This is a genomic window from Vibrio sp. 14N.309.X.WAT.E.F5 (genome assembly GCF_030397615.1).
Lineage (GTDB): Bacteria > Pseudomonadota > Gammaproteobacteria > Enterobacterales > Vibrionaceae > Vibrio > Vibrio lentus.
On record NZ_JAPNXR010000002.1, the window covers coordinates 242,925 to 258,508 of the forward strand.

Genomic DNA, 15,584 nt, shown 5'->3' on the forward strand with positions numbered 1-15,584 from the left:
TCTAACTGGATACTTATGATTAACCCAAAACTCATCGCCCTACTTCCCGATCTCGCCTCGTTTATCTTAGTTGTGAATGAGGGTAGCTTTACCGCCGCAGCAAAGCAGCTAGGCGTTACACCTTCAGCGTTGAGTAAATTGATCACACGTTTAGAAAAAGCACTCTCAGTAAAGCTGTTTGAACGTACCACTCGTACATTGATCATCACGCAAGCAGGCCAGTTGGTATACGACCAAAGCGTGGTCATGATTAATGCGGCGCAACAGGCCGTTGAACTGTCTACCTCTGACCATACTGAACCTGCAGGCTCTATAACAGTAGCGGCGCCAGAAGCCTTCTTGAACTCGGTATTGCAGCCTTTCGTTGTTCCATTCTTAAATCAGTACCCAGAGATTCAACTCAAGCTAAGAGCCGCTGATGGCGACATCGACATATTGCGTCAAGGCATCGATATTGCGTTTCGCCTTACCGACAAGCCCGATGAAAGTTTGGTTTTAAAAGAGCTAGGCAAGACGAACCTTGTACTTTGTGCAAGCCCTGGCTATTTAGATGCCAAGGGAATCCCTCACCACCCTACTGAGCTTTCTGAGCACGACTGCTTATACCTTGCAGAAACAGACAAAGACCACATTTGGGACTTCCTTAAAGATGATGAGTTTTACACAGTACCCGTCAGCGGACGTTACGCTGTGAACCACTCTCAGATGCGATTGAAAGGCGTTAAAGAAGGGCTTGGCGTAGGTATTTTCCATGACTTCGTAATTCAAGATGCATTGGCTGAAGGCTCTGTAGTGCAAGTACTGGAAGATTGGACCATTAAGAGTAATTACCATGGCGCTATCGCGATGCAGTTTGCTCAAACCAAATACATGCCTGCCCGATTGCGTGTGTTCATTGATTATGCGATGGAACACTTGGGTGACAAGCTGGCAGGAGAAATAAACTGATGCTGAAAGGAATACACCACGCCGCCATTATTTGCTCAGACTACGAAGTCTCTAAACGCTTTTATACACAAGTTTTAAAGCTTGAAGTGATTGCTGAGAATTATCGTGAAGCGCGCCAGTCGTACAAGCTTGACTTAGCTCTGCCTAATGGCGCTCAAATAGAATTATTCAGTTTCCCTGACGCACCTGAAAGACCAAGCTTTCCGGAAGCTCAAGGGCTGAGACATTTGGCTTTTTGTGTTGATGACGTTCAACATGCCAAAAGCTATTTGGAAGAACAAGGCATTGAAGTCGAACCAATTCGAGTTGATGAGTTTACGGGGAAATCATTTACGTTTTTCGCAGACCCAGACGGCCTGCCGCTAGAGCTTTATCAGATCTAAAGCTTTATCCAACCTAGATCCTTATCAGGTCTAAAGTCTTCCTCACCAAGGAATCGCCCATCTGATGAATAAAACGGACCTTCTCAAATAGAGAAAGTCCGTTTGCATATCACTTAACCCAACGCGGTCTTGAATTTCTCAACACGTGAAAACAGTAACCAATCCAATAGCATTGCAGTCACAATCGTTGCACCCGCGAGTGGAAACAATATCGAAATAATAACCACCGTCACTAAACCCACTTTCCATAAGCCTGCATCACCAAATTTCGGTGGTGCTCCCAACTTTCTTTGGCCTGAAGGTCTGCGCATCCACCACATTACTCCACCAGTCACTGACACCACAATGAATGCCAAACAGAACAACGCATTTAGAAGCTTATTAATGATGCTGATGTCACCTTGGTGCAGAGAAATACCGACGGCTAAGGTTTTGGCGAATAAATTGTAATCTTGCCACGTCACCTCTCCTAGGATGCGCCCTGAATATTGGTCTAGGTGAGTCGTGCGATCTTGGGTTGGATCGATAATGTCACCGCCCATGGTATTCGCAGCCACGGTGTAAACGCCCGTTTCTGAGCGCGGGAAATTGACTTTATATTGCGTAAAACCAAGAGATTGAGCTTTTGCTATCACATCATCAATCGAGAAATTACTCGCAGATAACACATGCTGAGAATGATCCTCACCCATCTTGGAGTGATCATGAGGTTCAGTCGCCTCTTCTGCGTGATGTACGTGTTCGGCTGGCTTATCTTGAGATAAAGGCAATGGCGTTTGCTCTAGGTTCCAAGGCATTTCCTCTTCAGAACCGTGATTTAACGAAGCATGCGTTTCGTTAGAAAGGGGAATGTCGTCCCACATTTGAGCAGGAAAAGTACTCCATGCTTGCACTAGCTTACCGCCCCAAAAACCTGTCCATGATAATCCCGAGAGAATAAACAACAGAAGAGTGAATGACAGTGTCCCACCGATGTTCGCATGCAAATCACGCATTAATACACGTGTTCCAGAAGCAAATCTAAGCTTAAGAAAACCAGCGCGACTCGCGCTATCTCGAGGAAGCCATAAGTAGATTCCACTCACTAACAGAAGGATCGACAAGCTGATTGCAACCTCAATCAGGTAATCACCCCAATCGCCAATCAGTAATGTTCCGTGAATATCATTCGCGAGCTGATAAAGGCTGTCGCTGCGCGGGATTTCTCCTACCACTTCACCAGTGTATTGATTCACCGTAGCGAAAACAGACGTTCCGTCTTCAAGTGCTACCGAAAAGCGGTTGGCCAGATCAGGCGCTTTACTCGGTACAAATTGTGTCACCGAACCTTGTGGATATTGATTTTGTACGGCAACTAACTGTTTCGACACCTTGATCGGTTCACCCGATGCAACAATCTCAATCGCATCGTGATGGAAAGCGAGTTCGATTTCATCATCAAACAGCATCACCAAGCCTGTAATGCTCAGCATTAGCATAAACGGGATAACGAATAGCCCAGCATAGAAGTGCCAGCGCCAAGTGAGGAAGTAGAGAGTTTTATTGCGGTCTTTTCTTTTTATATTGGTTTCCGAACCAGTTGTTGCACTGCTTGTAGACTGCGAAGTCGCTTGTGCTTTCGCAGGGGTTTGAGATTCATTTCTCAACATTATTATTTCCTTTGACACACGCAAACGTACCTTCTGAAAAATCAGAAAGTAATCTGAGCATGTTTAACTTTACTTAATACTTTATTTTTTAATTATTTTAGTGGGTTAGGTTTAAGCAATATCAAAGGGAGGGCCGCGCGGGGCTTGTCTCGTATAGCGTTCGCTTAGAGCCAAAAAAGCGTAGCTGTCTGAGACAATAGAACTCAGTCGAGTTGTCAGTAGTGTAGTTGGAAGTTCGTCTTGGTGAAACGTAGAAAAATGGCTAAAGGGACACGGCTTTCCTTTGTGAGTATTGGGCTCGCCTTCCTCAATTTGAACCAGTTCAAAGCCGTTGACCGTACATAACGACGCCCATACTCCCGCACTATTACCATGAGCATTGATAACAGGCATTAATGTCACTAGCACCCAGCTTAATGCTGTAGCAAGTAACATGGAGAAATTGAACGAAGTTCGGCGCATTATTCCTAATCTTTATAAATTTCCCTTATTATGAGGCACTTGTTATATAGGTAAACGTAAAGATTAACATCAGGTTAAAAAATTGAAGCTAACGCACACTCTTTTTAGTTAAAAACTGGTTACAACGAAAGAGGCAAAAGAATGTTACGCATCTATTAGCAGTAAAATTTCTAGAAAATAGCAGTAAACTGTTCAGAAAAAAGACAATAAAAAAACGCCGCCTTACATCTTCCTCTAATGAGAGTAATGTAAGACAGCGTTTTAGAAATCGAATCTTGAGGCTTTGCTCTTTGTTACGTATCTAGCAAACTCAATTAATTAGCAAATTAACCGAAGATCTTGCTCCAAATGCTTGGATTACGTTTCTCGTGATACTCTTCACGAAGGCCATCGATAGTACGAAGCTCTTGCTGTGCAGATTCAAATTCACCTTGGTCTAGCTTCTTCTCAATGCTATCAATCGATGCACTGATCTTTTTGAAACCTTCCATGAAGTGTTCTTCTTTCTCAATTGGGTAAACACCCGTTTTGAGCTCAGCAACTAGCGTGTCGATACGTACGATAGGCTTTTGCATCTCTTCAATGTTTTGAGCTTCTGCTGCTTGTTTGAACGCAAGCTTCATTTCTTGCATGTTTTTCTTAAGGTCAACATTAGCAAAAGCGTTGCCAGACAATAGCGATGCAGCGATTAAGCCAGATAAAAGGATTGAGCGAGTTTTCATTGTTTCTCCAGGTGAAGCGATGTCTTTGAAGATAGCACCATCGTTATTGTGGCACTTCGACTTTATTATTTTCGGCTAGTGTATACAAAAATCCGTCGGGTACAAAAATTGATTGTGTCGAAATGCAAACTGGCTAGCTAATTACTGACAAGTACCGGGCAAACCATCACTCAAATACCGAAAACTCGGCAATCGATTGACGACCACGCAATGCCAAAAAGGCTAAGAATTGCTGTGGTGAATGGGTAATAACCTTGCTCGAATCCACGCCAACTTCATCAAGTAGTGAAGACACGAGATCCAACCCGCCCACATCTACGCAGAAATGCGCATCGCTACCTGTCGTAATAAACGCACCTTTCGCTTTAGCAATTCTTGCGATCTCGTAACAACGATCAACACTGCCAACGCGGCTATTGCCTTTAAGCGTGGTGTTATTAATTTCGATCGCAACGTTATGTTCCGCCGCACATTGAATCACAGCTTCAAAATCGAAATCAAAATTTGGGTTTCCTAAATGACCAAGTGCATCAATTCGGCCGCCTTTAATCACATTCAGAAGTGCTTCTGTATGGGTAGCAACATCCGATGGGCGAAATACTGGCTCATGAAAACTCGCGATCACCCAATCCAAGTTCTTATCCACACTCGGATGAATGTCGATTTCACCCTGTATGTTCATGATGTTTGACTCGACACCTCGAATAATCGCGACATCTTCAATAAAACGAGGAAGCACACGCTGGTTACTGAAAAACCAATAGTGTGGCGCGCCCGGCATAGACTCGGAATGGTCGGTCGTACAAAACATAGCTAAACCATTTTGTTTTGCCGATTTTGCATTCTCGATCAACGTGCTGTAAGCATGACCACTTGCGTATGTGTGGGTGTGGGTATCTACTTTTAGTTCCATAAATCAAGGCCTTAACCGTGTGGTCTAGTCAATCAATTTCAAGTTGGGTTGGTCTAATACAGCTTCTTCAAAAATGCCCAACAGACACCTGCTTAATGTGATGCTGAGTGATTTGAAATTATATACTGTTCATCATTCAGTATTGTTAAAATTAAATCAATCGACAATAACCTGATTTCTCCCGCTATTCTTTGCTTTGTATAGGCGCTTATCAGCAAGCATAAACAGATCATTTGGCGATGTGCTTTTCGTCGGAACGCATTCCGCTACCCCTAGGCTCATCGTTACATGAGAAGCAATGGGTGAGGAACGGTGAGGAATCGGTTGACTGTGCAAAACCGTTAAGAATGAATTAAGGCGAGCTCTGCTTTGCTCTATAGATGTGCTTGGCAATATAATGGCAAACTCCTCGCCTCCGATGCGAGCAGCAAGGTCTGACGGACGATTAAAAATTTGCTTCCATAACTTTGCGACTTGTTTAAGGCAAACATCTCCTTGATGGTGGCCATATGCATCATTATATTGCTTGAAAAAATCAATATCGCCGATCACTAAGGTTAAACTTTGCCCTTCGCGTTCACATCTAGCCCATTCAGACTCAAACGTTTGGTTAAATTTACGTCTATTGGGGAGTGAGGTCAGCTCATCAAAAAGTGCAATCTTTGTGAGATCTTGTTTTTCTCTCTGCAACTGCTCATCACGCAACTCATATTGATACAATGTTGCCAGCAACTCTTTTCTAGGAGCTTTAGTCAAATCCTTTATGGATAATGGCGAACTAACAAACTTGGCAAAATCCCCCCTAAACAAAAAGTAAAAGATCAGCATTGGGACGCTATAGCAGGCCGCAATCAGCAACTTACCCATTATATTTCCGAATATGATAGGAACGATCTGTGGGCTTAGGCCAAAAGCTAAAAGAGGAAACAGTGCTCCATCCAAACAAAGGATAAAAACAAATGCTAGCGTATAGATGAATGCCAACGCTGGTAGGTTGGAAAGGAACTTACTCACCTGTGTAAAAATAAACATCAATAACAATATTTCGAGGAGAATCAAAACCCCTCCAAGAACAAGAACTTTCAACGACACGTCAAAGATACTGAAAGGGATAGCAAAAGGGTTCAACACATATTCCGATTCCAGCAACCAAGCCATAAAGTTAAAGCCAACAAAGGCAATTAAATCCACAACCACTACTAACCGAAACATGTGTTTAAAAGTGCTAAAGTCTCGCTCAATAATAATGAGCATTATGGTGCTCATCATGAAGGCACCATAAGCAATATTTCCGCCTGAAATACTTAAAGCTTCGGATAAAGGAAAGGAATAAACGGCACCAGCAAGCCCTCCCACTAAAAGCACGATACTAAGATAGTTATAAAATGCAGCTGTACGCACACGGTTTTTTAACGTAGCAAAATACAATGGGAAAATTGAGTATATTCCTACATTGAGAATATAGGCTTCTAACGCCATTACTGTTCCTTCTAGGCTCAACACATACAGCACCTAGATGTTTTATAGATGTGCAAAAATAACTGATAATATTAACATAATAATGTTTAATTGATAAAACACTCGGAATGCTTGTTTTTCTAATCAGGAATATTAATAACACTAGATATGTATTGCCCACATCAAGCCTGTCCAGCATCTCGGAGCAACCCTACCAACCACAAATGACCATTAGCACTTAAAGATAAGGCTTTATTCTCATTTCACTTAGCTATCGGAAGCACGACTTAGTCGTAACGCCGCCTTAATTGCACCAATTTTTTGCAACCTACCCAAGTTCGTCAATACTTATACCAGTTAACAAGCTGGAGTGTTTGATGAGACGAAGACGATATCCGCTGAGTATCCACATCACTAGCCTTTTCCTAATTTTGACAACACTTGTTGGTGCCGTACTTATCTCAATAAGCTATCGCCATTCACAAGAGTTGTTGTTAGGGACGGTGAGCGAAATCAGTAATGAACATCGCGATAAACTGGAATCGGTATTTAAGCAAGCCATCGCACCCGTTATCACAACCTTGAATGTGATGGCTGTGAGCCCGTTTGTTTCTCAGCAAACTTCGTCTACTGAGCAGGAGTCTTGGATTGCCTCGATAGACATCATATTCAAACAAAATACCAATTTAGTTGCGCTGTTTTACGGGTCTGATGATGGAGAATTTAGGATTTTCCGCCCACTGAGCACCAACAAGCAAAGACTTGAAAACAACGCACCAGCCAAGGCCACAATGATGGTCAGCACGATCAACCTTAAGGGCGAGAACCTTATCTCTTACCTTGATGGCGCACATAAGGTATTGAGCATTGTGCAACAGGAGAGTGAGTTTAATCCTACAACCCGACCTTGGTTCCGTAACGCTAAACCCGATGGAACAATCAAACTCTCTGAGCCTTATCTGTTTTACTTTCTTAAAAAGAACGGCATTACCCTATCAAGGCGAACTTATGAAGGTAATCATGTGGTTGGCGCTGATTTCACTTTAGACTCTTTATCCTCTCAGATAAGCCAACTCGCTTATTCGCCACAAAGTCGCTTGGCTTTGTTTGACCGACATTTTAACCTGCTAGGTCAACATCAACTGGACTTAGCAATACCCAACTTAAGCCCCATAGGTGAAAACAACCGCGCCAACAGTAACGTAGGCGACAATAAAGGATCCGGTAGCGAGCAAAGCCAACAGCTATTCAACATCCCTAAACGTGATCAAATGGCGGCCTTAAAGTCGTCTGTTCTAGCCCCTCTTATTTCTGATGAAGAGAAATTTAACCTCAACCTAAAGAACATTGAGTACAACCTAAATACTTGGGCATTAACATTAACGCCCGTTGAGCTGACTCAAGACGTCACCCTTTATCTAGCCGAAGCAACGCCACACAATGATCTGCTTTCTGATCTTATCTCGATGCGTGATAAGCAAGTTGCCGTCGCGATTGGTATGTTGTTTATCTGTTTCGGTATCGTGTGGTTAGTCGCCAACCGCTTATCCCAACCTCTCAATACACTCATGCAGCTTACTGACAACATCGCTCGATTCGATTTCAGAAGAACCCACTACCCTAAGAGCATGATAAAAGAAGTCGCTAACCTCGCCCATTCCATTGAGCTGATGGAACACACGCTTCATGATCTGATTAATTTACTTCGGGACACAGCGGGTAATCAGGAGTTTTCGATATTAGCCAAAAACATTGCGCATCAAAGCTATCTAATCACCAAGGCCGAAACCATCGTGCTGTTTACTCAATCTGAAGAAAAGGATGTGTTTGATACGGCAGCGAATCTCGCCATTCTTCCTTTCAAGGCCGACATCAATGACTTCATCAAGCATACCCCTTGGTTGTTGTGTCAGCTTAAATCTGGCGAGACCATCCACCTTAACCGAGAAGACAATGTTCTTAACTATTACCAAGATTCGATATTCAATTCTGACCTGTACCTTTTCCCACTATTGAACCGTGAGAAGTTGTTGGTGGGTATTGTTGCAATTGGCTATGAAAGACCAATCACCAAGATGCAGGCAGACAAACATGCATTTTTGAGGGAGCTACTGAGCTTTGCTGAAATCGCCAAAGACAACATTGACCAAATGCAGCAACAGAAAGACATGCTCAATGCCTTCATAGAACTTATTGCCTCTGCGATTGATACCAAATCACCTTACACGGGCGGTCATTGCCAACGAGTTCCTGAACTGACCAAATGGTTAACCCAAGCCACCATAGACGACGACCGTTACTACCCACAGTTCTCGCTTGATAATAAACAATGGGAAGAACTCATGCTGGCTGCTTGGTTGCACGATTGTGGCAAGGTGACGACACCAGAATATGTCGTGGATAAGGCAACAAAACTTGAAACCATTTACGACCGAATCCATGAAGTGCGAATGCGTTTCGAACTGTTAAAACAACAGGCTGAAACCGACTACTGGAAAGCCATAGCGAACGGAGCGCTTCAAGAAGAGCAGCTGAAAGTTCTCGAGCAAAGCCTGTCTGAATTGGATGAAGAGTTTGCCTTCGTAGCCGAGTGTAACCTTGGTGGGGAATCGATGACGGATGAGCAACTAGAACGCTTAGACCAAATAGCCAAACGCCAATGGAAACGAACACTCGACGATCAGCTAGGTTTATCTTGGTCTGAAAAAGAGAGATTTAGCACGCAGCAAGATCCGGCTGAAAAAGATGAAATTGAGCCAAGAATCAAAGACCAAACGCTGCCCGTGATGGAGCCACTACTTGCTGATAAACCCGAACATAAAATACCTTGGGATAATGGCTTTAACCCAGCCGACGTGTGGCAAGAAGCGTTTGTACTCAAGCCAGGTGAAGTGAAGTACAACCAAGGTGAATTGCACAATTTGAAAGTACGTCGTGGTACCTTAAACGACGAAGAACGCTTCATGATAAACGACCATATCATTCAAACCTTCACCATGCTCAACAAGCTCCCTTACCCATCTTATCTCAAGAACATTCCTGACATTGCCAGCGGACACCACGAACGTATCGATGGCAAGGGTTACCCTAGAGGCTTAAACGAAGACCAGTTACCTTTACCGTCTAGAGCGATGGCCATTGCCGATGTATTCGAAGCGCTCACCTCCAGTGATCGCCCGTATAAGAAAGGCAAACTTCTAAGCGAATCACTCAATATCATGACCGACATGGCCACCAGCGGTCATATCGATCCAAAACTGTATTTGCTGTTTTTGGAAAACAAAATCTATGACAAATACGCTGAGCGATTCCTTGAAGCGAAGCAACGATGCGAGATTGATCAGAGCAAGCATATCGAACGAGTAAAAGAGTACATTCGTTCACTGTTCTAGGCTTTATGTATTATGTTTTAGACTTCAAGCTCAATGCTTAACTTTTAACAGCAGAGTCCAACACCGCAGCATCTGCTGCAGTCGCTAAAGCCACAGCGGTTCGCGGTGTTTGCTTGGCTTTTGCTTTGCTGTGTCTTTTAGCTAATAGAGTATTGGTTATGCTCGCCACGACGATCAAATTGATGCCGATTAACTGCTGAGTTGAAAACACATCATCAAAGAACAAGCTCTGCCATAACGCACTGAACAACATGTTAGTAAAAATTAGGGGAGCCAACTGAGAACCGCTGTCTGCCAACTTGTACGCTTTCGAGCGGAAGATTTGCGTGTTAATAGTAAATAGAGCCAATCCAAAAGCGCCAAGCCCAATCCAACGTAAGCCTTCAAAAGATAGCAGAGCCGAAAAGGTTCCATTGCCCGCAGCACTCTCAAGCATATCTGGAGCCGAAGATACTGAAGTAAACACAACCATTGGTATCACAATGATTGCCGCGACCAAGAACGTCCACGCGTTTAGCTCTGCGGGTGTCAGGCTAGTCTTGGATGCTCGATACAAACTCACTTGTGAACCCGAATTAAATACACCCGCCAATAACCCTAGCAACAACGCTGGCCTAAAGAACTCTGAGCCAAATTCAAACTGCGACCAGTCCCCAGCCATCATCACTACGCCGACAAAGGTGACAACTAAACAAATCACTGTGGTTGTATGAATCTTGGTTCCAAACATTAATTTTTCTAACAAAGGAATGAACAGAGGGCCAGTGCTGAACAACACCACACCTTCAACGAGTGTTAGGGTCTGTAGAGACGTCAGGAAACACCACTGGCATGCCACCATAAAAATCGCACGCATCACTAAAGGTTTCCACATATCGAGTGAAGGTTTCGTGATTTTGTAAAACATCAAAAATAAGAATAAAAACAGGCTGGGTAACAAAAATCGCACGAAACTCAAAAATGAAACGGGCATTGATACCGATAGATACTTGGCCATTAAGCCACTTAAAGACAAACTGAACGTCGACAACAACATGAAAGCCGTCGCCTTGGTAATATCAGACATAATTATCACCTCCTATGACAGTTATTTTAGAGGCGTGACGTGATGAAAAATAGCGAGTAATATTAACCACAACTGTAAGGAAAACTTACCAATGAAGAAACTCGTTCCACTTAAATCCGTTTATGCTTTCATTGCTGTTGCCGAAACAGGCAGCATGACCGAAGCCGCTCGCGTGTTGTACGTCAGTCATTCAGCAGTAAGCCAAGCGATAAAATCATTAGAGCAACTGGTCAATAAGCCGCTGTTCCAACGTGTGGGTCGCCGTGTTGTGCTGAATGCCGCAGGTAAGCGATATTATCGAAAAGTCGCACCCGCACTGGAACAAGTAATAGAAGCCACCGAAGAACTCGCCAAAACGCCTAACGACCACCGCATCACCCTCAACATGGTGAACTCACTCGCCATGCACTGGTGGATCCCGCGAGTCTCGGAATTCCAAAGCTTTGCTCCCTCTCTTGATATTCGTATATCCACGTTAACGGGCACTTTCGATATAGAGCAAGAAGGTGTCGACATCGCGCTGGTGCACGGCAAGCCGAGCGAGTGGGACCGATATTACAGCGAAAAGCTCGGTGACGATGATCTGGTATTAGTGTGCAGCCCAGCACTATTGAAAAGCCAAATGGGATTAAGCGTTGAACAACTGGTAAAACAGAACCCAACCATTTGTGCCTTCAACCCAAGAAGACAGCATGACTGGCAGGTATGGTGCGATCATTACCAAATTCCTATGCCGACGTTCCACAGTAACTTGACGTTCGATGTCTCGATTCAAGCCGTACAAGCTGCCATTCGTTCGCTTGGTGTATTAGTCACTCACCGCTTGTTTGTGAAAGATGACATCAGCCATGGCATGTTGGTCGAAATTAGTGATCCAGTGGCTAACCCCCATCAAGACTTCTATTTCGTTTGTCCAAAACACAAATTAAAACAAGAAAGTGTGCTAAAACTGAGAACATGGTTGAGGCATGAATTCACACGCTCAGAGACAAAACTCAGCGATGTTGTTCAAGAGTAAGACCAAACTATCAATCCATACAGCGAGTAACAGCTCATCAAGCTTACAAGAGGCCATTATGATTATTACCACCACTCAATCTGTTGAAGGCAAACGCATTGTCGACTACAAAGGGGTTATCGCCGGAGAAGCCATCCTAGGGGTTAACGTATTCAAGGATATGTTTTCAGGTATTCGCGACTTCGTCGGTGGACGTTCTGGCACCTATGAAAAGGAACTGGAGAAAGCACGTAACTACGCATTCAAAGAGCTGGAGCAGAAAGCGATTGAAGCGGGTGCAAACGCAGTGGTTGGTGTCGATATCGATTATGAAGTCTTAGGAACAGGTAATGGCATGTTGATGGTATCAGCCAGCGGCACAGCGGTTGTCGTCGCTTAATCGAATCTGAAATCATGTGATTCAATAAATGCTTATTCCAACCTTCGGTTTGTTTATCACCAGAAGGTTGGAATAACGATAAGCCGTGGCTGAAGTTAATTTAACTCGTTCTGCCTTCTTGCTCAGAGATGATCTCATCAAAAGAGGCAATTCGAGTAAGGAACGCCCCCTTGTCTTTCGGCAATATAGAGCTTGCCAAAGGCAGGTCTGCCTTCATCGCGTCGACCGCCCTTCCACGTACCAACACTTCAAAATGTAAGTGAGGCCCTGTCAAACGGCCAGTTGCACCCGACAACGCAATTTCCTGACCACGCTTAACCTGTTGCCCTTTCTTCACCAAAAAGCGGCTCAAGTGTAAATAACGTGTTTTGTAAACGCTGTTATGCTCTATCACCAGATACTTCCCTGCGTAAGGGTGGTCACGAAGCGCCACAACCCTACCGTCTCCAGTTGAATAAACGGGTGAACCCACAGGTGTTGCGAAATCAGTGCCATTATGTGGTGATATACGCCCTGTTACCGGATGTTTGCGGTACGGATTAAATGGAGAAGTGATTCTTCGGAACTGTTTGTCTATTGGGTATCGATTAAAAGCTTGCTCAAGGCTATTCCCTTCTCGGTCATAGAAACGTCCATCCGCAGCAAGAAAAGCCGCCACTTCCCTATTTCGTAACATGATAGAGACCCCTTGCACTTCAGTCTTACCCGTTAAGTGATCTTCCGTGTATTGCTCTTTAACCAACACATTAAAGCTGTCACCAGCTCTGAGCTCTTTGGAGAAGTTGATTTTATCTTTCAGCGTTCGAGTGATATTGGCTATCTGGGCACTGGTTAAACCGGCCTTGTAAGCTGACGTGGAAAAACTACCCTGCACCGCACCTGAGTACAGTTTTTCTTTCCATTCCCCTGGAGTCTCTATGAACTGATAACTAAAACTACCGTCATCATTTTCTGTGTAGACCGCCTGTTCAACCAAGCTCTCATGGTAAATCAATTCGACTAGCTGCTTAGATTCACTATCCAACAACAACTCTAGATGATCACCAGGTTTGATCGTGTCCAGTTTCAGTGATTCTAGATCGGCCTCAAGTATCTTTTGAGCCGTTCCGTAAGGGAGTTTCCAAGAGGTAAATACATTGCTGAGTGTATCCCCAACTTTGACAAAATAATGAACTCTTACCAGAGAACTTGACTCAACGTCTGAACTCGATGGCTTCTCATCAGCCGAAACCGCACCTTGATAAGGTGTAATTTTGATAGCGATGTCTTCTGGTGGTTCAGGCGAAAGAGAAAGATATAAAGCAAGTGAAAATGCGCTGATAGCAGTCACTATCAGGCCAGTGCGGAGGAACTTCATAAAAATACTTAACGGTTATTACAATGAATTTTTAAGATGTTATAACATAACAATTAATTCAATAAAATAAGCGAAATGTAAGAAACCGTTCCGTAAAAACGATTAAAAGCATGGTGAGCGTGCGAAGCTCACCATGTCATTGAATAATTACTCTTCACATAGAGCTTCAAAGCGGTCTAAACCTCTCAACATCTCAAAATCAGGCTCTTCTGCCAGAAGTTCTCTCATTGAACCACTGGCTTCGATAGATCGCTCTAAGTCGTCTATCGCCTGACCTTCTGCACCTAACCTTGCGTAGGCACAAGCACGTTGATACAAAGCGTGAGCATTTTGGTCATCAACTTCTAATACACGGTTACATAAGCTCATTGCCCAGTGGTACTCTTGCATATCCATCGCCGCATCGGCTTTATAAGTAAGCGCCTCTAAATCCCCCGGACGAACCTTTAAGATCTCATCGTAAATCTCAATTTTTTGCTCAGCCGTCTGTGCGTTTTGCGCTCTTAACCATAAATTATGAATCTCATTGATGATCTCAATCTCTCGATTATTTTCAGAGATGATTCGAGTTTTCCTTTTAAGATCCCTTTCAAGTACATTAAATTTCTTTTCGTACTCTTGAGCGATAGAATTCAATCGCTGGTCAGCCATTTCTTTGGTTGTGTGCTTGAGTTCTTTCAGTGATTGCCACCCGACCAATGCGATAAGTGAAGCAACGCCCGCAATAATGTAGAAGAAATAAGTTACCGTCACGTTGGCGTAGTTCAATGACTTATCCGCAACAGAGAGTTCACGATCAGTCATTTGGATCGTTAAACGTCTTTCGAGATCTTGCTGCTCCATACGCAATTGCTTCAACTCATCCAAGATATAACGTTCCATCAATGGTCTATCTAAATACTCTTGATCTGAGTACTTAACCTCTTCGTTTGCAAAACTCATGGTTGTGAACATTGAGATAACTGAAATCAATAAGATTCGAAGCATTATACATTCCTTATATATTTAGCTTTAAACTAACTGTATCTCGTTATAGGCATACAAGCTAGGAAGTCGGCAAGTTTGCCCTGTCTGTATTGGAATTAACACTCTAAAACATCATTGATAATTATAAAACACCTGAAGCAACATCATTAATTTATAATTAAGGAGAATACGGAGTATTACTGTTCGATATAATTAATTCGCGATGCAAATATACTAATAACTAGTTTTGGGCATCTATTTGAAAATTATTGTTATAACGATCAGAACGAGGTTAATTTGAATAATCCACGATACGATTTACTAAGCCGTGTGCTGCACTGGGTGATGGCTTCTGTGATCATCTATGCAACCGTCGCAGGGTATGTGATGCACTTTGTCACCAGTAAGCCCGAGCTGTTTTCTTTCCTGTCAGTGCTCAACATGTCGTTGGCTACTGTCGCTACTCCTTTGTTGGCGATTCGATATATATGGAGTCATTTTAGAGCCACCCCCCCCATGCCTTCCTCTGTGGCTGCCGGTCAAATATGTATTGCCAAACTCGCCCACTCACTCATGTATCTCGTTATGTTCATGGTTTTCAGCACCGGTTATTTAATGCTTAAAGAACCCTATTCATTATTTTGGCTAGCAACCGTCGACAACCTAATAACCGACCCTGCAATCAACAGCTTCTTTTTCTATTTACATCGTACCAGTTGTATTGCCCTTGCTTGTTTAATCTTATTGCATATTAGTGCAGCGCTTAAACATCACTTCGTCTCTAAGAATTACGTGTTGAAGATGATGATCTAGGTTTAATAACTCGAACTTTTGAGCACAAACAAAAAAGCCACAGCGTGTAAGCTATGGC

General features: G+C 43.4%; 14 protein-coding genes. 6 read left to right on the plus strand and 8 right to left on the minus strand.

What is annotated here, in order from left to right; translation table 11 throughout:
• Positions 1 to 15: 15 nt before the first annotated feature.
• Together OW495_RS03460 and OW495_RS03465 are read left to right on the plus strand one after the other, a co-directional pair.
• Positions 16 to 948, plus strand: a complete 933-nt coding sequence (locus OW495_RS03460) for a LysR family transcriptional regulator (protein ID WP_102513727.1) — start codon at positions 16 to 18, stop codon at positions 946 to 948.
• The gene (locus OW495_RS03465) at positions 948 to 1,331 is read left to right on the plus strand and encodes a VOC family protein (protein WP_017098371.1); all 384 of its coding nucleotides are present in this window, start codon (positions 948 to 950) and stop codon (positions 1,329 to 1,331) included. The genes OW495_RS03460 and OW495_RS03465 overlap by 1 nt, the downstream gene beginning before the upstream one ends.
• A 113-nt stretch (positions 1,332 to 1,444) precedes the next feature.
• Here the strand turns inward: OW495_RS03465 and OW495_RS03470 are convergent, their stop codons facing one another.
• The 5 genes from OW495_RS03470 to OW495_RS03490 form a co-directional block, all read right to left on the minus strand.
• Positions 1,445 to 2,980, minus strand: a complete 1,536-nt coding sequence (locus tag OW495_RS03470) for a PepSY domain-containing protein (RefSeq protein WP_102513728.1) — start codon at positions 2,978 to 2,980, stop codon at positions 1,445 to 1,447.
• A 111-nt stretch (positions 2,981 to 3,091) separates the two neighbouring features.
• The gene (locus OW495_RS03475) at positions 3,092 to 3,442 is read right to left on the minus strand and encodes a hypothetical protein (protein WP_017082430.1); all 351 of its coding nucleotides are present in this window, start codon (positions 3,440 to 3,442) and stop codon (positions 3,092 to 3,094) included.
• Positions 3,443 to 3,768: 326 nt separating this feature from the next.
• A complete protein-coding gene (locus OW495_RS03480) occupies positions 3,769 to 4,164 on the minus strand; it encodes a cytochrome b562 (RefSeq protein WP_004730193.1) in 396 nt (131 codons plus the stop codon).
• A gap of 166 nt (positions 4,165 to 4,330) precedes the next feature.
• Positions 4,331 to 5,077 carry a phosphatase gene (locus OW495_RS03485; protein WP_102513729.1) on the minus strand — a complete coding sequence of 249 codons (747 nt, stop codon included), beginning with the start codon at positions 5,075 to 5,077 and terminating at the stop codon, positions 4,331 to 4,333.
• 156 nt (positions 5,078 to 5,233) lie between these two features.
• The gene (locus tag OW495_RS03490; RefSeq protein ID WP_102513730.1) at positions 5,234 to 6,556 is read right to left on the minus strand and encodes a GGDEF domain-containing protein; all 1,323 of its coding nucleotides are present in this window, start codon (positions 6,554 to 6,556) and stop codon (positions 5,234 to 5,236) included.
• 356 nt (positions 6,557 to 6,912) lie between these two features.
• Between OW495_RS03490 and OW495_RS03495 the strand changes: the two genes are divergently transcribed.
• Positions 6,913 to 9,927, plus strand: a complete 3,015-nt coding sequence (locus OW495_RS03495) for an HD domain-containing phosphohydrolase (protein ID WP_102513731.1) — start codon at positions 6,913 to 6,915, stop codon at positions 9,925 to 9,927.
• Between the two features lie 37 nt (positions 9,928 to 9,964).
• Here OW495_RS03495 and OW495_RS03500 read toward each other — a convergent pair whose 3' ends face one another.
• Entirely contained in the window at positions 9,965 to 10,993 is a 1,029-nt protein-coding gene (locus tag OW495_RS03500; RefSeq protein WP_102513732.1) for an EamA family transporter, read from the minus strand.
• A 91-nt stretch (positions 10,994 to 11,084) separates the two neighbouring features.
• Here OW495_RS03500 and OW495_RS03505 point away from each other — a divergent pair, with 91 nt between their 5' ends.
• Both OW495_RS03505 and OW495_RS03510 read left to right on the plus strand, forming a co-directional pair.
• Positions 11,085 to 12,011 carry a LysR substrate-binding domain-containing protein gene (locus OW495_RS03505; RefSeq protein WP_102513733.1) on the plus strand — a complete coding sequence of 309 codons (927 nt, stop codon included), beginning with the start codon at positions 11,085 to 11,087 and terminating at the stop codon, positions 12,009 to 12,011.
• Positions 12,012 to 12,069: 58 nt separating this feature from the next.
• Complete coding sequence (locus tag OW495_RS03510; protein WP_004730185.1) at positions 12,070 to 12,390, plus strand: heavy metal-binding domain-containing protein; 321 nt, start codon at positions 12,070 to 12,072, stop codon at positions 12,388 to 12,390.
• Positions 12,391 to 12,490: 100 nt separating this feature from the next.
• On the opposite strand, the gene OW495_RS03515 is transcribed toward OW495_RS03510, so the two are convergent.
• Positions 12,491 to 13,747 carry a peptidoglycan DD-metalloendopeptidase family protein gene (locus tag OW495_RS03515; protein WP_102513734.1) on the minus strand — a complete coding sequence of 419 codons (1,257 nt, stop codon included), beginning with the start codon at positions 13,745 to 13,747 and terminating at the stop codon, positions 12,491 to 12,493.
• A gap of 147 nt (positions 13,748 to 13,894) precedes the next feature.
• Entirely contained in the window at positions 13,895 to 14,734 is an 840-nt protein-coding gene (locus OW495_RS03520) for an alkyl sulfatase dimerization domain-containing protein (RefSeq protein ID WP_017111814.1), read from the minus strand.
• Between the two features lie 276 nt (positions 14,735 to 15,010).
• Between OW495_RS03520 and OW495_RS03525 the strand changes: the two genes are divergently transcribed.
• Positions 15,011 to 15,526 carry a cytochrome b/b6 domain-containing protein gene (locus OW495_RS03525; RefSeq protein WP_102513735.1) on the plus strand — a complete coding sequence of 172 codons (516 nt, stop codon included), beginning with the start codon at positions 15,011 to 15,013 and terminating at the stop codon, positions 15,524 to 15,526.
• Positions 15,527 to 15,584: the final 58 nt, after the last annotated feature.